This window comes from Streptomyces sp. ITFR-6, assembly GCF_031844725.1.
In the GTDB taxonomy this organism is placed as follows: Bacteria; Actinomycetota; Actinomycetes; order Streptomycetales; family Streptomycetaceae; genus Streptomyces.
Map to the genome: position 1 here is coordinate 5,614,331 of NZ_CP134612.1, position 19,152 is coordinate 5,633,482.

At 71.7% G+C, this 19,152-nt stretch carries 15 protein-coding genes; 9 read left to right on the forward strand and 6 right to left on the reverse strand.

Annotation, left to right across the window (positions count from 1 at the left end; genetic code table 11):
• Positions 1 to 15: 15 nt before the first annotated feature.
• Together RLT59_RS25690 and RLT59_RS25695 are read right to left on the reverse strand one after the other, a co-directional pair.
• Complete coding sequence (locus RLT59_RS25690; protein ID WP_311305581.1) at positions 16 to 1,173, reverse strand: acyl-CoA dehydrogenase family protein; 1,158 nt, start codon at positions 1,171 to 1,173, stop codon at positions 16 to 18.
• 176 nt (positions 1,174 to 1,349) lie between these two features.
• The gene (locus tag RLT59_RS25695) at positions 1,350 to 2,099 is read right to left on the reverse strand and encodes a TetR/AcrR family transcriptional regulator (protein ID WP_311305582.1); all 750 of its coding nucleotides are present in this window, start codon (positions 2,097 to 2,099) and stop codon (positions 1,350 to 1,352) included.
• Between the two features lie 126 nt (positions 2,100 to 2,225).
• Here RLT59_RS25695 and RLT59_RS25700 point away from each other — a divergent pair, with 126 nt between their 5' ends.
• Positions 2,226 to 2,822: an NADPH-dependent FMN reductase gene (locus RLT59_RS25700; protein WP_311305583.1), complete on the forward strand. Its 597-nt coding sequence runs from the start codon at positions 2,226 to 2,228 to the stop codon at positions 2,820 to 2,822.
• Positions 2,823 to 2,947: 125 nt separating this feature from the next.
• Positions 2,948 to 4,156 (forward strand): MDR family MFS transporter, encoded by a 1,209-nt coding sequence (locus RLT59_RS25705; RefSeq protein WP_311307855.1) that lies wholly within the window; start codon positions 2,948 to 2,950, stop codon positions 4,154 to 4,156.
• Between the two features lie 109 nt (positions 4,157 to 4,265).
• Here RLT59_RS25705 and RLT59_RS25710 read toward each other — a convergent pair whose 3' ends face one another.
• A complete protein-coding gene (locus RLT59_RS25710) occupies positions 4,266 to 5,720 on the reverse strand; it encodes a PucR family transcriptional regulator ligand-binding domain-containing protein (protein WP_311305584.1) in 1,455 nt (484 codons plus the stop codon).
• Between the two features lie 133 nt (positions 5,721 to 5,853).
• On the opposite strand from RLT59_RS25710, the gene RLT59_RS25715 reads away from it, so the two are divergent.
• Positions 5,854 to 7,329 carry a sodium:solute symporter family protein gene (locus tag RLT59_RS25715; protein WP_311305585.1) on the forward strand — a complete coding sequence of 492 codons (1,476 nt, stop codon included), beginning with the start codon at positions 5,854 to 5,856 and terminating at the stop codon, positions 7,327 to 7,329.
• Positions 7,330 to 7,335: 6 nt separating this feature from the next.
• On the opposite strand, the gene RLT59_RS25720 is transcribed toward RLT59_RS25715, so the two are convergent.
• Together RLT59_RS25720 and RLT59_RS25725 are read right to left on the reverse strand one after the other, a co-directional pair.
• Positions 7,336 to 7,578 (reverse strand): hypothetical protein, encoded by a 243-nt coding sequence (locus tag RLT59_RS25720; RefSeq protein WP_311305586.1) that lies wholly within the window; start codon positions 7,576 to 7,578, stop codon positions 7,336 to 7,338.
• Positions 7,547 to 8,002: a TMEM175 family protein gene (locus RLT59_RS25725; protein WP_311305587.1), complete on the reverse strand. Its 456-nt coding sequence runs from the start codon at positions 8,000 to 8,002 to the stop codon at positions 7,547 to 7,549. The genes RLT59_RS25720 and RLT59_RS25725 overlap by 32 nt, the downstream gene beginning before the upstream one ends.
• 317 nt (positions 8,003 to 8,319) lie before the next feature.
• Between RLT59_RS25725 and speB the strand changes: the two genes are divergently transcribed.
• From speB to RLT59_RS25740, 3 genes are all read left to right on the forward strand, one after another.
• On the forward strand, positions 8,320 to 9,288 hold the full coding sequence (speB, locus tag RLT59_RS25730) for an agmatinase (RefSeq protein WP_311305588.1): 969 nt from the start codon (positions 8,320 to 8,322) through the stop codon (positions 9,286 to 9,288).
• On the forward strand, positions 9,285 to 10,970 hold the full coding sequence (locus tag RLT59_RS25735) for a thiamine pyrophosphate-binding protein (protein WP_311305589.1): 1,686 nt from the start codon (positions 9,285 to 9,287) through the stop codon (positions 10,968 to 10,970). The genes speB and RLT59_RS25735 overlap by 4 nt, the downstream gene beginning before the upstream one ends.
• Positions 10,971 to 11,074: 104 nt before the next feature.
• Positions 11,075 to 11,962 (forward strand): serine hydrolase, encoded by an 888-nt coding sequence (locus RLT59_RS25740; protein ID WP_311305590.1) that lies wholly within the window; start codon positions 11,075 to 11,077, stop codon positions 11,960 to 11,962.
• 12 nt (positions 11,963 to 11,974) lie between these two features.
• Here RLT59_RS25740 and RLT59_RS25745 read toward each other — a convergent pair whose 3' ends face one another.
• Positions 11,975 to 12,622, reverse strand: a complete 648-nt coding sequence (locus RLT59_RS25745; RefSeq protein WP_311307856.1) for a TetR/AcrR family transcriptional regulator — start codon at positions 12,620 to 12,622, stop codon at positions 11,975 to 11,977.
• A gap of 179 nt (positions 12,623 to 12,801) precedes the next feature.
• On the opposite strand from RLT59_RS25745, the gene RLT59_RS25750 reads away from it, so the two are divergent.
• The 3 genes from RLT59_RS25750 to RLT59_RS25760 all read left to right on the forward strand — a co-directional run bounded on the left by RLT59_RS25750 (position 12,802) and on the right by RLT59_RS25760 (position 19,056).
• On the forward strand, positions 12,802 to 14,259 hold the full coding sequence (locus RLT59_RS25750) for an MFS transporter (RefSeq protein WP_311305591.1): 1,458 nt from the start codon (positions 12,802 to 12,804) through the stop codon (positions 14,257 to 14,259).
• 137 nt (positions 14,260 to 14,396) lie between these two features.
• The gene (locus RLT59_RS25755; protein ID WP_311305592.1) at positions 14,397 to 18,137 is read left to right on the forward strand and encodes an ABC transporter ATP-binding protein; all 3,741 of its coding nucleotides are present in this window, start codon (positions 14,397 to 14,399) and stop codon (positions 18,135 to 18,137) included.
• 502 nt (positions 18,138 to 18,639) lie between these two features.
• On the forward strand, positions 18,640 to 19,056 hold the full coding sequence (locus tag RLT59_RS25760; RefSeq protein ID WP_311305593.1) for a hypothetical protein: 417 nt from the start codon (positions 18,640 to 18,642) through the stop codon (positions 19,054 to 19,056).
• The last annotated feature ends 96 nt before the right edge of the window (positions 19,057 to 19,152 follow it).

A 19,152-nucleotide genomic window follows, 5' to 3' on the forward strand; every position in this document is an offset into this window, starting at 1 on the left:
GAGAACGTAGCCGCTCTACAGGCCCATGGACTTGGCGATGATCGACTTCATGACCTCGCTGGTGCCGCCGTAGATCCGGTTGACCCGGTTGTCCGCGTACAGGCGGGCGATCGGGTACTCGTTCATGAAGCCGTAGCCGCCGTGCAGCTGGAGGCAGCGGTCGATCACGCGGTGCGCGACCTCGGTGCAGAACAGCTTCGCGGAGGCGGCCTCCGCGGCGGTCAGCTCACCGGCGTCCAGCGCCTCCAGCGCGCGGTCGGCGACGGCCTGGGCCGCGTCCACCTCGGCCTGGCAGGCGGCCAGCTCGAACTTGGTGTTCTGGAACGAGGCGACGGTCTTGCCGAAGACGGTGCGGTCGAGCACGTACTCCTTGGCGAACCGGACGGCCGCCGCGGCCTGTGCGTACGCCCCGAAGGCGATGCCCCAGCGCTCAGAGGCCAGGTTGGTGCCGAGGTAGCCGAAGCCCTTGTTCTCCTCACCGAGGAGGTCCTCTGCGGGGACCTTGACGTCGACGAACGCCAGCTCCGCGGTGTCGGAGACCTTCAGGCCCAGCTTGTCGAGCTTGCGGCCGACCGAGTAGCCCTCGGACTTGGTGTCGACGGCGAACAGCGAGATGCCGAAGCGGCGGTCGTCCTCGCGCGGGGCGGAGGTGCGGGCACAGACGATGACCCGGTCGGCGTGCACACCGCCGGTGATGAAGGTCTTGGCGCCGTTGAGGACGTAGTGCGTGCCGTCCTCGGAGAGCTTGGCGGTGGTCTTCATGCCCGCGATGTCGGAACCGGTGCCCGGCTCGGTCATCGCGAGGGCCCACATCTCCTCGCCGGTGGTGAACTTCGGCAGCCAGCGCTTCTTCTGCTCGCCGGTGGCGAGCATCTTGATGTAGGGCAGGCCGAGCAGCGTGTGCACCCCGGAGCCGCCGAAGGACACGCCCGCGCGGGCGGTCTCCTCGTAGATGACGGCCTCGTACTTGTGCGAGTCGATGCCCGCGCCGTCGTACTCCTCGTCCACGTTGATCCCGAAGACGCCCAGCTCGCCGAGCTTGAGGTAGAAGTCGCGCGGCGCCTGGCCGGCCGCGAACCACTCGTCGTACACCGGCACGACCTCGGCCGCGATGAAGGCGCGGATGGTCTCCCGGAACGCCTCGTGGTCCTCGTTGAATACCGTACGGCGCACGGGGTGCCTCCCTGGTCGGCTTCGCTCGGCTCGGCTAAGCGCTTGCTCAGCCCTGGTTAGAAGTTACCCGGCGGTCACCGGCACTGTCCAGGGTGATGCTGAGCACGCCGACGGAGAGTGCGCCGCCCGCCCGCCCTGGGCCCGCCCCGCTGCTTACTCGCCGTTCGCGGGTCTCCTCAGATGCCGAGCCGGGCGGCGATCCCGTCCAGCACGCAGTCCAGGCCCCTCTCGAACGCCCAGGTGGCGTCGTCCTTGCGGGTCGCCCGCAGTCCGTAGCGCCGGTAGGTGGGATAGCGCCCGGTGTCCATCAGGTACTTCATCTGCGGCGCGAGACCCATTCGCGTCTCGTCGCCGGACGACCAGCCCGCGGACTCCGTCCACTCCCGCAGGGCCACCTCCGACTGGCCGGCGCCATGGGCGAAGGCGCTCACAGTGCGGAAGGCGACCATCATCGAGTCCTCGTCGAGGCCGAGCCCGTCGAGTGCCGACAGCTGCCGTTCCGCGATGGCCAGCCGGCCGGGAGTGAGTGCGAAGAGATGGGTCGGCAGCTGCCCGACCCAGGGGTGCCGCAGCATCATGTCCCGGGTCAGCAGACCGAAGGTGCGCAGCACCTCGCGCCATTCGGTGACCGCGTCCGGGATCCGCATCTCCGCGGTCACCCGCTCGGACATCAGGGCCCACAGGTCGTCCTTGCCGGAGACGTGGCGGTAGGCGGCCATGGGGGCGACGCCCAGTTCCGTGGCGAGCCTGCGCATGGTGACGGCGGCGAGGCCCTCCGCGTCCGCGATCTCCACGGCGACGGCCCCGATCCGCTCCAGGGTCAGCGAGGCCCGGGGTGCGGCCGCCTGCTGCTCCAGCCGCTGCCAGAGGGAGGTGTCCGGCCCGACTGCGGCGCCCTTGCCGCTGTCCTTCTTCCGGCCGGCCACGGACGGGCTCCTCTCGACGGGGTCGTCAGCGTACAACGTATCCGGCAGCAGACAGCGTGCACATCGATGGATACGTTGTACGCACATCAATACGTTGTACGCATTCGCTGCCTCCAGGGGGTACCCATGCCCAGCACCCGCCCGCAGCTCCGCGTCGCCGTCGTCGTCGGCAGCACCCGCGAGGGCCGCTTCGCACCCTTCGTCACCCAGTGGCTGAACGGGCACCTGTCCCGGCGCGACGACATGACGGCGGATGTCGTCGACCTCACCGAGACCCCGCTGCCCACGGTCATGCCCGCGTTCGGACAGCCCCCGGCGCCGGGTACGGAAGAGGCCCTAGCCCTGGTGTCACCGCGCCTCGCGGCGGCCGACGCGTTCGTCTTCGTCACCCCGGAGTACAACCACAGCTTTCCCGCGTCGCTGAAGAACGCCATCGACTGGCACAACGAGCAGTGGCACGCCAAGCCGGTCGCCTTCGTCTCGTACGGCGGCCTCTCCGGCGGACTGCGCGCCGTCGAACAGCTCCGCGTCGTCATGGCCGAGCTCAACGCCACGACCATCCGCAACACCGTCAGCTTCCACAACGCCTACGGCCGGTTCGGTGAGGACGGTGCCGTCGACGACTCCGCGGTCGACGCGGCGGCCAAGGCCCTGCTGGACCAGCTCGCCTGGTGGGGGCATGCCCTGCGGGACGCCAGGTCCATCCGCCCGTACGCGGCCTGACCTCACCTCACATCGCCCGGGGGCACTCATGAGCGAGCGAGCGCACGAACGACACGAACACCGCACGGACGCCGGACACCGGACGGCCACCCGCCGACGACGGGAGCGGCCCGTCGAAGCTGGTCCTGTTCGGACTCCTCCTCGGGCTGATGCTCGGTCTGCTCGACGGCACGATCGTGGGCACCGCCCTGCCGACGATCGTCGGTGACCTGGGCGGTCTCGACCACCTGTCCTGGGTGGTGACGGCCTATCTGCTCACCGCCTCCGTCTCCACCCCCATCTGGGGCAAACTCGGTGACCTGTACGGGCGCAAAGGCAGCTTCATCTGCTCGATCACGGTGTTCCTCGCGGGCTCCGTGCTCTCCGGGTTCGCCCAGGACATGGACCAGCTCATCGCCTTCCGCGCCGCCCAGGGGCTCGGTGCGGGCGGCCTCATGGTCGGCGCCGTCTCCATCATCGGCGTCATGCTGCCGCCCTCCCAGGCCGGCCGCTCGCAGGCGATGATCGGGGCCTTGATGCCCGTCGCCCTGGTGGGCGGCCCGCTGCTCGGCGGCTTCCTCACCGACCAGCTGAACTGGCGCTGGGTCTTCTACGTCAACATCCCCCTCGGTGCGGTCGCCCTGCTCGTCATCGGCCTCCGCCTGAACCTGCGCACCGAGCGGATCAGGGCGCGGATCGACTACGCGGGGGCCGGACTGCTCTGCGCCGCCATGGTGGGGGCATTCACCTATCTGCCGCAGTACATGCAGTTCGTACGCGGGGCGTCCGCGACGGCCAGCGGCATGCTGCTGCTCCCCCTGATGGCGGGGATGTTCGGCGCGCAGCTCCTGGCCGGGCGGCTCCTCGCGGGCGGCGGCCGCTACCGCCCGTACCCCATCGCCGGCGGCGCGCTGACGGCCGCGGGCGCGCTCGTCCTGCTGACGACGGCCACCGGTACCCCCACGGCGCTGACCTCCGCGCTGACCCTCGTGCTGGGCATCGGCCTGGGCCTGCTGGTGCAGAGCACCCTGCTCGTCACCATCAACAGCGCCACACCGCGCGACATGGGCGCCGCCACGGGAACGGCCACCCTCGTCCGTACGATCGGCAGCTCACTGGGCATCGCGGTGCTCGGCGCCGTCTACACGAGCCGGCTCCACGCGGACGGCATCCCCGAGGGCGGCACAGCCTGGACACCGGAGGCGGTACGCGGGATGCCGGACGAGATCCGGAACACGGTGCGGACAGCGGTCACCGAAGGCCTGCACGGGGTGCTCCTGGGTACCGTCCTGCTGGGCGCCGTGATCTTCCTGGCGGCCTGGCTGATGCGGGAGGTTCCGTTGCGGAAGGAGTGACCGGCGGAGGGGAGGGGCCCGGATCCCGACGCGGTCGGACCCGGGCCCACCGTGCGCCGGCGTCCCGCCGGAACCGGCCTCCGCCGCGCCTCCGCATCCGCGCCGCCGGTCACCTCTGCCGGAGCGCGAACCACAGCTCCGTCCGTACGTCCATGTCGTCCAGGTCCGCCCCCAGCAGCACCGCGCACCGCCCGATGCGCTGGCGGACCGTGTTGCGGTGGACGCGGAGGGCGGTCGCCGTGCGGTCCCAGCTGCCGTGCAGACTCAGCCAGCAGCGCAGCGTCTCGGCGAGGGGTTCGGTGAGCGGGGCCAGCAGGGCGCGGGCATGGGCCTGGGCGGCTTCCCGGGGGACCAGGGCGGCGAGGCGGGTGACCGGCGCGTCCACCGCCAGCGGGGTGCGGGTCGCCTCCGCGCGGCCGAGGGCGCGTGCGGCCTGGGCGTCGGCCGTGTCCAGTGCGGTGATCGCGGCGGGGGCGGAGGCGCCGAGGGTCCAGCCGGGCTGGGGGGTGAGCCGGTCGTCGCCGGGCACCAGCACCCGTACGGCGGCGCCGCCCCGGCCCGCGTCGACCAGCGCGGAGCCCAGGGCCGCGCCGAGCGCCCCGGCCGTGAGCGGGTCCACCGGGTCGCCGCCGCCCCGGCGCGCGTGCACCACCGTCCACCGCTCCGCGCCGCCCAGGAGCGGGGCGACGGCCGCCGGGTCCGCGCCCAGCAGCAGCCTGACCAGCGCGGCGGAGCGGCCGGCGGCGTCGGCGCCCTGGTGCGGGGCGGCCAGCAGGGAGAGCAGGACGACCGCGACCCCCGCGAGGGTGTGGTCGCCCGCCTCGCGCCGGTCCGTCGCCAGGGTCAGGACGAGGCCCTGCCCGCCGCCCAGCGCGTACGCGGCGAGATGGGTGGTGCCCAGGGTGTCGGTGGCCGAGGCGGGCGCGGGGCGTACGACCGGCGCGACGACCCGGGAGAGCCGGGTGAGCGCGGCCCGCACCTCGGCGGCCGGGGTCCGGCCGGCCGCGTGCAGTTCCTCGCCCTCGGCCGTGAGCAGTACCGCCCGCCCCTCCAGCTGGACGGCCAGCTGGTGCAGCACGGCCGGCACCGGATCGGTCCTGGCCGCCGCTGTCGCCAGGGCCTGCTGGGCGCGCGTCACCCGGCGCAGCTCGCGCACCCGGGCCTGGGCCATCAGCTGCCACACCGCGCGGGCGATCGCCGTGAACGGGGTCTCGGGCGGCACCTCGATCAGCGGCAGCCCGTACCGTTCGCACGCCGCGATCAGCTCCGCGGGCACCGTGTCGTGCACCGGCCGCACTCCGAAGCCGAGCGCCGCCGCCCCCGCCTCCACCAGCCGTGACACATAGATGTCCGGGTCCGTGAGCAGCACCCCGGCGCTCAGCAGCAGCTCACCGCCGAGCAGATACGGATACGGGTCGGCCATCTCGGAGGTGTGCACCCACAGCAGCTCCGCCTCCGCGGGCCCCGCGATCCGGCGCAGCCCGAGCCCCTCCCTGGCCAGCAGCTCGGTCAGCGGGATGGGCGGGGTCGGCGGGGCGGCCGGTGCGGCGGGGGATTCCGGCATGGAGGGTTCATCCGTTCGGTGCGTCGAGAATGGATGAAACGTACACTTCAGCGCCGTTCCCCGGCCACCTACCGTCTTCACCACGCCCGGACCGCAAACCCCGGACCTTGCGCAACGAGACGGAGGGAAGCCCATGGCAGTCGACTACGCCGTGATCGTCGTCTATCTGGCCGGCATGCTCGCCATGGGCTGGTGGGGCATGCGCCGCGCCAAGTCCAAGAGCGAGTTCCTGGTGGCGGGCCGCCGGCTCGGCCCCTGGATGTACTCCGGCACCATGGCCGCCATCGTCCTCGGCGGCGCCTCCACGATCGGCGGGGTCGGCCTCGGCTACCAGTACGGACTCTCCGGCGCCTGGATGGTCTTCACCATCGGACTCGGGCTGCTCGCCCTCTCCGTGTTCTTCTCCGCCCGCATCGCGCGGCTGAAGGTCTACACCGTCTCCGAGATGCTCGACCTGCGCTACGGCGGCCGGGCCGGGCTCATCTCCGGCATCGTCATGTGGGCGTACACGCTGATGCTCGCGGTCACCTCGACCATCGCGTACGCCACCATCTTCGACGTCCTCTTCGACATGAACCGGACCGTCGCGATCATCCTCGGCGGCACCATCGTCGTCGCGTACTCGACGCTCGGCGGCATGTGGTCGATCACGCTCACGGACATGGTCCAGTTCGTCGTCAAGACCATCGGGGTGCTGCTGCTCCTGCTGCCCATCGCGGTGATCAAGGCGGGCGGCTTCGGCGAGATGAAGGCCAAGCTGCCCACCGAGTACTTCGACCCGCTGGGCATCGGCGGCGAGACGATCTTCACGTACGTGCTGATCTACACCTTCGGCATGCTGATCGGCCAGGACATCTGGCAGCGGGTGTTCACCGCTCGCAGCGACCGCGTGGCCCGGCTGGGAGGGACGGTCGCCGGTACGTACTGCCTGGTGTACGCGGTCGCGGGTGCGGTCATCGGTACGGCGGCCAAGGTCATGTACCCGCAGCTGCCCACCGCGGACGCCGCCTTCGCGACCATCGTCAAGGACGAACTCCCGGTGGGCGTACGCGGACTCGTCCTGGCCGCCGCGCTCGCCGCGGTGATGTCCACCTCCTCCGGCGCGCTGATCGCCTGCGCGACGGTGGCCAACAACGACATCTGGTCCCGGTTCGAGGGCGCGGTCACCCGGAGCGGGGACAGCGCGGAACACGACGAGGTGAAGGGCAACCGCGCCTTCATCCTGATCATGGGCATCGCGGTGATCCTCATCGCCATCGCGCTGAACAACGTGGTCGAGGCCCTGACCGTCGCCTACAACCTGCTCGTCGGCGGACTGCTGGTGCCGATCCTCGGCGGTCTGCTGTGGCGCAGGGGCACGGCGGCCGGGGCGCTGGCCGCCGTGGCGGTGGGCGGCCTCGCGGTGATCGGCCTGATGGCGGGGTACGGAATCCTCGCGAACGAGCCGGTCTACTACGGGCTGCTGGCCTCGCTCGCCGTCTACGTCATTGTTTCGCTGGCCACGAAGCCGACGGACGCGGCGGTCCTGACCGCCTGGCGCGAGCGGCTGGCGGGGCGCGGCGGGGAGCCGGAGCCGGGCGAGCGCGTGGCGGAAGTGGCGGCGGGCTGACCCGGGTCAGCCGTCCTCGCGCCGTCCGCCCTCGCCGTGCGGGGCCGGGCGGCGGGCGCGCAGCCGGGTGACGAGCGTTCCGCCGTACCCCGCGGCCGGCGGCGCGAGGAACCAGAGGAGATAGGCGTAGGAGAACTCCCACGCGAGGCCGAGGCTCAGGGTGAACCAGAGGGCCACCGCCCAGGAGGCGTTGGCGTGCCGCCGGGCCCGAGCCACGTCACCGATGACGAGACCGGCGTCGGCCGACACCTCCTTCAGCGCGACCTCGCAGAAGCAGGATGCCCGCCATCGTGCCGGCGAACAGGGTCTGCGCCATCGGATTGGTGATCGCGGAACCGATGACGGCCGTCGGGAAGGGCAGGAACGCCACCAGCAGCAGGAACGGCGCGTGCCAGAAGGCGAAGGTCTTCGACAGCACGCGGATCCGGTCCATCAGCTGGTGATGGCGGCGCCAGACCGACCAGAGCAGGGCGAACGACAGCGCGAACGCGAGGTAGGAGCTCCGCTGGTCCACCAGGAAACGGCCCAGCGAACGGGCCGACACCAGTTCCGCCTTGTCCGGGCGCTCCAGCTCGACAGCCAGCAGCGTCATGGCGATGGCGAAGATCGCGTCCGTGAAGAAGTTCAGCCGCTCCGTCGAGAGGCCGGGCTCCGGCCGCGCGTCATCGCTCATCCGAACTCCCGGTGGTCATGATCGTGGCCCGATCCTAGGGAGCGCCGGACCATGCGTTGCCGAGCTCGCCGGAGTGCGCCCCGCACACAAGCCGAATGTCGGCAGTGACGAACCCGCGTATGGATATTTCATCCTTTCCGATCAGTGAAGATGGATGAAGCGAACACTTCAGGCGGGCTTCCCCGCCGCCTACCGTCATCCACGGACCCGTGCAGACCGAAGAAGCAACCCGAAGCAGACCGAAGAAGCAGCGCGTTGCCGCAGGAATCACAGGAATCACAGGAATCACAGGCATCACAGGAAAGGCCACCCACCCCATGAGCAGCACCGAAACGCCGCGCGGCCCCGTCGACTCCTCCCGCGTCCCCCGGTACGCCGGGCCCGCGACGTTCGCCCGGCTGCCCCGCCTCGACGAGGTCGGGACGACGGACGTCGCCGTCGTCGGGGTGCCCTTCGACACCGGGGTCTCCTACCGGCCCGGTGCCCGCTTCGGCGGCAACGCGATCCGGGAGGCCTCGCGGCTGCTGCGTCCGTACAACCCGGCCCAGGACGCCTCCCCGTTCGCCCTCGCGCAGGTCGCGGACGCCGGTGACATCGCGGCCAACCCGTTCAACATCAGCGAGGCCGTCGAGACGATCGAGGCCGCGGCCGACGATCTGCTCTCCACCGGCGCCCGCCTGATGACGCTCGGCGGCGACCACACCATCGCGCTGCCGCTGCTGCGCTCCGTCGCCAAGAAGCACGGCCCCGTCGCGCTGCTCCACTTCGACGCGCACCTGGACACCTGGGACACCTACTTCGGCGCCGAGTACACCCACGGCACCCCGTTCCGCCGGGCCGTAGAGGAGGGCATCCTCGACACCTCCGCGCTCTCCCACGTCGGCACCCGAGGCCCGCTGTACGGCAAGCAGGACCTCACCGACGACGCCAAGATGGGCTTCGGGATCGTGACCTCCGCCGACGTCATGCGGCGCGGCGTCGACGAGATCGCCGACCAGCTCCGGCAGCGCATCGGTGACCGCCCGCTCTACATCTCCATCGACATCGACGTCCTCGACCCGGCGCACGCCCCCGGCACCGGCACCCCGGAGGCCGGTGGCCTCACCTCCCGCGAGCTGCTCGAAATCGTGCGTGGGCTCTCCTCCTGCAACCTGGTCTCCGCCGACCTGGTCGAGGTCGCCCCCGCGTACGATCACGCCGAGATCACCTCCGTCGCCGCCTCCCACACCGCGTACGAGCTGACGACGATCATGACCCGCCAGATTGCAGAGGCACGGACGAAGTGAGCCACGACCACCACGACGAGCGTCCCGAGCTCACCCCCGAGCAGATCGCCGCCGCGCTGAAACCCCCGCCAGGACGCAACGGCGGCGACCTCGTCGTCGAGACCCTCCAGGGCCTCGGCGCGACCACCGTCTTCGGGCTGCCCGGACAGCACGCGCTCGGCATGTTCGACGCGCTGCGCCGCTCCTCCCTCGGCTACATCGGCCTGCGCGTCGAGAACAACGCGGGCTTCGCCGCCGACGCCTACGGCCGCGTCACCGGCGAGGTCGCCCCGCTCCTGCTGTCCACCGGCCCCGGCGCGCTCACCTCGCTCGCCGCGCTCCAGGAGGCGGCCGCGGCCTCCGCCCCCGTGCTCGCGATCTCCAGCCAGATCCCGGCGGCGGGACTCGGCGGCGGCCGCCACGGCTACCTGCACGAACTGCGCGACCAGAAGGCGTCGTTCCGCGACATCGTGAAGTCCGTGCACACCGCGCGTACGGCCTCGCAGATCCCGTCCGCGATCGCGGCCGCCTGGGAGTCCGCGCTGACGGCCCCGCACGGACCGGTCTGGGTCGAGATCCCGCAGGACGTGCTCCTCGCCGGGACGACGCTGCCCGTCGTCACCGCGATGGACGCGACCCCGCGCGAGGTGCACGCCCGGCCCGAACTCATCGCGGTCGCCGCCCACCTGCTGTCGAACGCCGAGCGGCCCGCGATCATCGCGGGCGGCGGAGTCGTACGCTCCGACGCCTCCGGCAAGCTGCGCGCCCTCGCGGAGAAGATCAGCGCCCCGGTCGTCACCACCTTCGGGGGCAAGGGCGCCTTCCCGTGGGAGCACCCGCTCTCGCTCCAGTCCTGGCTGGAGGACCGGCACACGACGGACTTCCTGGAGGACGCCGACGTCCTGCTGGTCGTCGGCTCCGGACTCGGTGAACTCTCCTCGAACTACTACACGTTCGCCCCGCGCGGCCGGGTCGTCCAGATCGAGGCCGACGCCGGGAAGCTGGAGTCCAACCACCCGGCGCTCGGCATCCACGCGGATGCCAGGGACGCCCTGGCAGAGCTCCTCGAAGCGGTCACCCCGCGCGAGGAGCCGACCGCCGCAGAGCGCGTCCGGGAGGTGCTCGGCCGGGTACGGGACAGGATCGACGCCCAGGAACGCACCCTGGAGCAGCACCTCCTCGGCGAGATCCGGTCGGCCCTGCCCGACACGTCCCCCAGCTTCTGGGACATGACGATCCTCGCCTACTGGGCCTGGTCCGCCTTCGACGCCCGCCACCCCAACACCATGCACTCCGCCCAGGGCGCGGGCGGCCTCGGCTACGGACTCCCGGCGGCCATCGGCGCGGCCGCCGCCGACCGCACCAAGCCCGTCCTCGCGGTCTCCGGTGACGGCGGCGCGATGTACTCCCTCGCGGAGCTGGCCACGGCCCGCCAGTACGACCTCCCGGTCACCTGGCTGATCGTGGACGACGGCGGGTACGGCATCCTGCGGGAGTACATGACCGACGCGTTCGGTGAGACCACCGGCACCGAGCTGTCCCGCCCGGACTTCGTCGCCCTGGCCGAGTCCTTCGGCGTCCCGGCGGTCCGGACGAGCCCGGAGACGCTCGCCGCCGACCTGGCCAAGTCCTTCGCGCAGCCGGGCCCCTCGGTCGTGGTGCTCCCGGCCCTGCTCAGGATGTTCGAGCCGACGCACCTCTGAGGAAGCCGAACCTCTGAGGAGGCCGCGCCTCTTCTGAGGAGGCCGAACGCGACGCGCCCGGGACCGTAACGGCTCCAGGCGCGTCGCGTTGATCCGGGCACACCATGACCGCATTCCGCGTATCTTGCCGTGCCCGGCCCGCTGCCGCGCTGGCCGTCACCGTGCTCGCCGCCGTCGCGCTCGGCGCGGCGCCCGCCACCGCGACGACGCCCGCGGTGAGCTGCGCCTCCGGCAGGCCCGGACTCGCCGCCAGGCTGTCGAAGGACATCACCGCGGCGCTCAAGGGGCGCGGTTCGACCACCGCGTTGGCGCTCCACGACCGGACCACCGGCACCACGTGCGCGCTGCGGTCCACGTCCACGTACGACTCCGCCAGCGTCGTGAAGGCGACCGTGCTGGCCGCGCTGCTCCGGGACAGCGCCACGCACCACCGCCACCTGACGCGGCGCGAGAGCGACCTCAGCACCGCCATGATCACCAAGTCCGACAACGACGCCACCACCAGCCTGTGGAAGCAGCTCGGTGCCACCAAGGTCAGGGCCTTCCTGAAGGCGGCCGGGATGACGCACACGACACCCGGGTCCGGCGGCTACTGGGGGCTCACGCAGATCACCGCGCAGGACGAGCAGCGGCTGCCGGCCCTGCTCACCACGGAGAACCCGGTGCTCAGCGACAGGGCCCGCGCCTACGAGCTGGGGCTGATGGGCAAGGTCGTCTCCTCGCAACGCTGGGGAACACCCGCCGGGGTCCCCGCCTCCGCCACCGTCCAGCTCAAGAACGGCTGGCTCCGGCGGGCCACCCACGGCTGGCGGGTGCACAGCATCGGCGCCTTCACGGGCCGGGGCCACGACTACGCGCTCTCGGTGCTCACCCAGGACAACAGGACGATGAACGACGGCGTCGACACCATCCAGGCGGTGGCGCGGGCCGTGCACAAGGACCTGAACGCGCGCTACGCGAGCCACCTGGACGCCGCCGCGCTGAACCGCTGAGCCAGTGAGCAGTCAGACCCCGGCCTGGAGGCGCAGGCCCGACAGCGTCAGCTCCAGCCCGGCGAGGAACTGCTCCTTGTCGTCGTGCCCGTCGAACTCGTCGACGATGTCGTGCAGGAACGGGTACTTCCCGGCGTCGAGCGTGCGCCACGTCGCGGCGTAGCGGCCGAGGAACTCCTCACGGCCCACGAGTCCGTCGACCACCTCCTGGGGAGGCTCCTGCCCCATGTCGGCGGCGTTGGCGACCACGACGCCCACGATCGCCGTCACGGCGTGGAACCGCTGCCGGGGCGTCAGGCCGAGCCGGAGCGTCTGCTGCCCCAGCTCCTCGTAGAGCCGCAACGCGTTGCCCTCGACGTCGATGTTCCGCATGAAGTGCGCACCCAGCCACGGCCGGTCCACGACCGCGTCGAACAGGGTGACGGCCATCACGCGCAGGTCGTCGATCGGGTCGCCGCTGCTGCGCTGCCGCTCGACGGTCGTCAGCACCCCGCCGAGCACATGGTCGATGGCGCGGTCGAGCAGATCGTCCTTGCCCGAGACGTACCAGTAGATGCTGCCGACGCCCGTGCCGAGCCGGGCCGCGAGGGCGCGGAGGGTCAGCGCCGGCTCGCCCGCCTCGTCGAGCAGGGCCACGGCCGCCGAGAGAACGGCCTCGATGGAGTGCGATCCACGCTGACGTCCTCGGGAAGGGCGATCGGCGGGTCGTGGTCGCGGGCCTGTCATGTCACCCATCCAATCACAGCTTGCGCATTTATCGAACTACGTTCTATGGTCGAACCGCGTTCTATTGTAGAACGTCGTTCGATACTCGGAGTCGTTCCGGAAGGAGGCCCGTCATGACCACCACCGCCGCCGCGCCCAGCGCGCCACGCACCTATCCGTCCCTGCGCGCCGCATGGATACCCCTGGCCGCGCTCTGTCTGGCCTTCTTCGTCGAAATGGTCGACAACACCCTGCTCTCGATCGCGCTGCCCACGATCGGCCGGGACCTCGACAGCGGCACGACCGCGCTGCAGTGGGTCACCGGCGCCTACTCGCTGACGTTCGGCGGCCTGCTGCTGACAGCGGGCTCCATGGCCGACCGGCTCGGCCGCCGACGGGTGCTGCTGGTCGGCCTCGCGGTGTTCGGCCTGCTCAGCCTGGGCGTCGCTGCCGTCTCCACCGCGGGGCAGCTCATCACCCTGCGGGCCGGCCTCGGCATCGCGGCCGCCGCCATGGCCCCCATCACCAACTCGCTGGTCTTCCGGCTCTTCGAGGACAAGGCGCTGCGGATGCGCGCCATGACCCTGATGATCATCGTGGGCATGTCCGGCTTCGTCCTCGGCCCGCTGCTGGGCGGCACCGCCCTCGCCCATGTGCGGTGGCAGTGGCTGCTGCTCGTCAACGCCCCGATCGCCCTGATCGCGGCCATCGGCGTCCGCCTCGGCGTCCCGGCCGACCGGCCGCAGGACCTGACCCGCGACAAGCTGGACCTGCCGGGCGCCGTCCTGAGCGTCGCCACCATCGGCCTCGCCTGCTACTCGCTGACCAGCGGCGTCGAGCACGGCTGGCTCTCCGCGGCCACCCTCGCCTCGCTCCTCGGCGCCCTCGTCGCGGGTCCGGCCTTCGTGTGGCACGAGCGCCGCAGCGCGGCGCCGACGCTGGACCTGCGCCTCTTCTCCAACGGCACCGTACGGGGCGCCGCCATCGCCCAGATCGGCACGGCCGTCGCGATGGCCGCCGTGATGTTCGGCCTGATCCTCCACTTCCAGTACGCCTACGGGTGGAGCCCCGTACGGGCCGGACTGGCGAACCTGCCGCTCATCGTGACCATGATCCTCGCGACCCCGCTGTCCGAATGGCTCGCGGCACGGTTCGGCCACCGCGTCGCCTGCCTGGTCGGCGCCGCCTGCCTGGCCGGTTCGCTGGCCGGACTGTCCTGGGGCGTCGACCACGGGTACGGCGTCATAGCGCTCTGCATGGTCGTGATGACCATCGGGCTGCGCACCGTCATGACGATCTGCGCCATCGCGCTCGTCGACGCGATGCCGTCCAACCGCACCTCGATCGGAACGGCGCTCAACGACACCGCCCAGGAGGTCGGCAGCAGCATCGGCACCGCCGTGGTCGGCACCCTGATCGCCGTACTGGTCACCACCCGGCTGCCCGCCGGCACCTGGAGCGACGCCCTGGTGGCGTCGTTCTTCCACGGCGAGCGGATCACCTACGCGATACTCGCGGCCGTCGTCGGCCTGATCGCGGCCGGAGGCGCACTCTCCCTCACCAACTCCCGCGTCACCGAGGAAGCGCACTGAGACGACAGGCTCGGGTCCTCGGGTCCTCGGGTCCTCGGGTCCTAGGCCGCAGGGCGGGTATTTGTTGCGGAGGGATGAAATCCGCCACCCGCCCTGTTGGTGCCTTCCGGAAGAGCAGGTCGGACGGGAGGCACCGGGTGACGGACGCAGGGGAGACAGACGACGGGCAGCGGCCCCGGGGCTGGGCGCGCAGGCTGAGCGGTTACGCCTGGCGGTACCGGCGCAACGTGCTGCTGTCGCTCGGCTCGTCGCTCGCCGGAATGGCGGTGATGGCCCTGGTCCCGCTGATCACCAAGGTGATCATCGACGATGTGGTCGGCAACCACACCCGTTCCCTGGCCGTCTGGACCGGACTGCTGATCGGGGCCGCCGCACTCGTGTACGTCTCCACGTACATCCGCCGCTACTACGGCGGCCGGCTCGCCCTGGACGTCCAGCACGACCTGCGGACCGAGATCTACGGGACGATCACCCGCCTCGACGGGAAGCGGCAGGACGAGCTGTCCACCGGACAGGTCGTCGGGCGCGCCACCAGCGACCTCCAGCTGATCCAGGGGCTGCTGTTCATGCTCCCGATGACCATCGGGAACGTGCTGCTCTTCCTGCTCTCCCTGGTCATCATGGCGTCGCTCTCGCCACTGCTGACCCTCGTCGCCGTGGCCGTCGCCCCAGCCCTCTGGTACATCGCCCGCCGCTCCCGCACCCGGCTCTTCCCCGCCACCTGGTACGCCCAGTCGCAGGCCGCGGCCGTGGCCGGAGTCGTCGACGGGACCGTCTCCGGCGTCCGCGTCGTCAAGGGCTTCGGGCAGGAGGACCAGGAGACCGGCAAGCTGCGCGAGGTCGGACGCCGGCTCTTCGCCGGGCGGCTGCGCACCATCCGGCTGAACTCCCGCTACACCCCCGCCCTCCAGGCCGTCCCCGCGCTCGGCCAGGTCGCCATGCTGGCCCTCGGCGGCTGGCTCGCCACCCGGGGCGAGATCACCCTCGGCACGTTCGTCGCGTTCTCCACCTACCTCGCCCAGCTCGTCGGCCCGGTCCGGATGCTCGCCATGGTCCTCACCGTGGGACAGCAGGCCCGCGCCGGAGTGGAACGCGTACTCGAACTCATCGACACCGAGCCGACGATGCGGGACGGCACCAAGCAGCTCCCCACCGACGCACGGGCCGGCGTCGAGTTCGAGGACGTCCGGTTCGGCTACGACGAGGACCGCCCCGTCCTCGACGGCTTCTCGCTCACCGTCGAACCCGGCGAGACCGTCGCCGTCGTCGGCGCGTCCGGCAGCGGCAAGTCCACCGTCTCGATGCTCCTGCCGCGCTTCTACGACGTGACGCACGGCGCGGTCCTGGTCGGCGGCCACGACGTCCGCGAGCTCACCCTCGACTCGCTGCGGGCCGCCATCGGCCTCGTACCGGAGGACAGCTTCCTGTTCTCCGACACCATCCGCGCCAACATCGCCTACGGGCTCCCGGACGCCACCGACGAGCAGATCGAACGGGCCGCCCGCGCCGCCCAGGCCCACCGGTTCATCTCCGAACTGCCCAAGGCGTACGAGACCGAGGTCGGCGAGCACGGCCTGATGCTCTCCGGCGGCCAGCGCCAGCGCGTCGCGCTCGCCCGCGCCATCCTCACCGACCCCCGGCTCCTCCTCCTGGACGACGCCACCTCCGCCGTCGACGCCCGGGTCGAGCACGAGATCCACGAGGCGCTGCGCGGCGCGATGGCGGGCCGCACGACGCTGCTGATCGCCCACCGCCGCTCCACCCTCAACCTCGCGGACCGGATCGCCGTCCTGGAGAACGGCCGGCTCGCGGACATCGGCACGCACGAGGAGCTGGAGCGCCGCTCCGCGCTCTACCGGCGGCTGCTCACCGACCCGGACGAGCTGGGCTCCACCTCGCCCGGACACCGGCCGGCCCGCCCCGCCGCGGAGCCGGAGGACGACCGCGCCCTCCAGGAGGAGCTGGACGCCGAATTCGACGCGGAGCGCGGCATCACCCCCCAGCTGTGGGTGCGCAAGGAGGAGGTCAGGGGGACCGACGCGGCCGGTACGCCCGCCACCCCCGAGCTCCTCGCCCAGGTCGACGCCCTGCCCCCGGCGACCGACACCCCGGACGTCGACGAGGCCCGTGCCGTGCACCCGGAGGAGTCGTACGGGCTCCGCCGGCTGCTGCGCGGCTTCGGGCTTCCGCTGCTGGTCAGCCTCGCGCTGGTGGCCGTGGACGCCGGAGCCGGGCTTCTCCTGCCGGTGCTGATCAGGAACGGCATCGACGAGGGCGTCACCCAGCTGGCGCTCGGCGCGGTCTGGGCGGCCTCCGCCCTCGGCCTCGCCGTCGTGCTGGTGCAGTGGGCGGCCCAGATCGGTGAGACCCGGATGACGGGCCGCACCGGCGAGCGGGTGCTCTACTCACTGCGGCTGAAGATCTTCGCCCAGCTTCAGCGCCTCGGCCTGGACTACTACGAGCGCGAGCTGACCGGCCGGATCATGACCCGGATGACGACGGACGTGGACGCGCTGTCCACGTTCCTGCAGACCGGACTGGTCACGGCCTTCGTCTCCGTCGTCACCTTCTTCGGGATCATGGTCGCGCTGCTGGTCCTGGACGTCGAACTGGCCCTGGTGGTCTTCGCGACCCTGCCGGTGCTGATCATCGGCACGGTCTTCTTCCGCCGCAGCAGCGTCAAGGCGTACGAGCTGGCCCGTGAACGCATCAGCGCCGTCAACGCCGACCTCCAGGAGTCCGTCTCCGGGCTCCGGATCGTGCAGGCCTTCCGCCGCGAGCGGGACGGGGCCGCGCGGTTCGCCGGGCGCAGCGACTACTACCGCGAGGCCCGGGTCCGGGGCCAGTGGCTGATCTCGGTCTACTTCCCGTTCGTCCAGCTGCTGTCGTCGGTGGCCGCGGCGGCGGTGCTGATCGTCGGCGCGGGACGGGTCGACAACGGCACGCTCACCACGGGCGCCCTCGTCGCCTACCTGCTCTACATCGATCTGTTCTTCGCCCCCGTGCAGCAGCTGTCCCAGGTCTTCGACGGCTACCAGCAGGCCACCGTCTCGCTCGGCCGGATTCAGGAGCTGCTCCAGGAGCCGACGTCCACCGCGGACCGGGACGAACCGCTGGACGTGCTGTCGCTGCGCGGCGAGATCGCGTTCGAGGACGTGTCGTTCGCGTACACCGGGGAGGAGGCCGCGCTCACCGGGGTCGACCTGCGGATCCCGGCCGGCCAGACGGTCGCGTTCGTCGGTGAGACCGGCGCGGGCAAGTCCACCCTGGTCAAGCTCGTCGCCCGGTTCTACGACCCGACGTCCGGCCGGGTCACGGCGGACGGCACCGATCTGCGCCACCTCGGGCTCACCGCGTACCGGCACCGGCTCGGGGTCGTCCCGCAGGAGGCGTACCTCTTCGCGGGCACGGTCCGCGACGCCATCGCGTACGGGCGGCCGGAGGCCACCGACGCGCAGGTGGAGGCGGCGTCCAGGGCGGTCGGCGCGCACGACATGATCGCCACCCTGGACGGCGGCTATCTGCACGAGGTCGCGGAGCGGGGCCGCAACCTCTCCGCCGGACAGCGGCAGCTGGTCGCGCTGGCCCGCGCCGAACTCGTCGACCCGGACATCCTGCTGCTCGACGAGGCCACCGCCTCCCTCGACCTGGCCAGCGAGGCGCTGGTGAACCAGGCGACGGACCGGCTGGCCGGCCGCCGCACCACCCTGGTCGTCGCCCACCGGCTGACCACCGCCGCCCGCGCCGACCGGGTCGTGGTGATGGACCACGGCCGGGTCGTCGAGGACGGCACGCACGACGAACTCCTCGCCCTGGACGGGAAGTACGCCGTGCTGTGGCGCACCTTCATAGGGGAGGACGAGCCCGCCGGGGTGTGACCGTCACCCCGGTGGGGCGGGGTGCGGGCGTCGCGCCACGCGTGGGCTGCCCCGGTCCGGGGCTGAGGGTTCTGTCCTCGATCGCTGGACGGGCTTGTTTGCTGCGGGTTCTTTGCGTCGCGAGGTCGCCTGCCCCGGTGGGTGGGGCCCGGGGTCCCTCCGGGGCGTCTCCTCAGACGACGAACGTTTCCAGTTCCACGCAGAGGACCCCGGTTTCCGTTCGTCGTCCTGCGGGGACTCCCCTGCACGCCCCCGGACCACCCCGCCGTGCGTTCGCGCCCCGGAGGGGCCCCGCCCCTACTCACAAGCGCGGGCGCACCCAACGGGAAGCCCGCACCAAACCAAGCCCGTCCGGCGTTTGAGGACGGAACCCCGCGCCCCGGGCCGGGGCAACCGCAACCGCAACCGCCGAAGGCAGCCCCCGCGTCATAAGCACACATGCACGTATGCGCTCATGTGTCGGATAGATGTGCGCGTGTTCGACAAGGCGATGGAGTTGCCGGTGACCAGAGGGACCGAGAGACACGGTGGGCGTACGGGGCGCGGAGCCCCGTACCGCCTGCTCGCCCTGGCGCTGACGACCGCCCTCGGGCTCGTCGTCGGCGGGGTGGAGGCGGGCAGCGCCGATGCCGCGTCGGTCTGCGCCGGACGCCCCGCGAAGACCCTGAAGTTCGGCACGGGCGAACTGCGCGTCTACCGGACCCGCTCCTATGCCTGCGCCCTCGCGGTCGCCGTCAAGCCCGGCGCGCGCCGCAAGATGTCCGTACAGATCCAGCCGCGCGGCGGCCGTCCCGTCGTCGACAAGGGCAACTTCACGCAGCAGGCCGGTCCGGTGACGGTCCACGCCCTGAACCGGTGCGTCCGGGCGTCCGGCACCGTCTCGGGGAAGACGGGCACCACGGACTGGATCCTGTGCTGACCGGGTGATTTGTCGGGGCCCGGCGGCAATGAGGTCTGGCGGCACCGGTGTTGCCCCGCTAGGTTCACGTGGTCTGTTGTGAACCAAGGGGAGGGT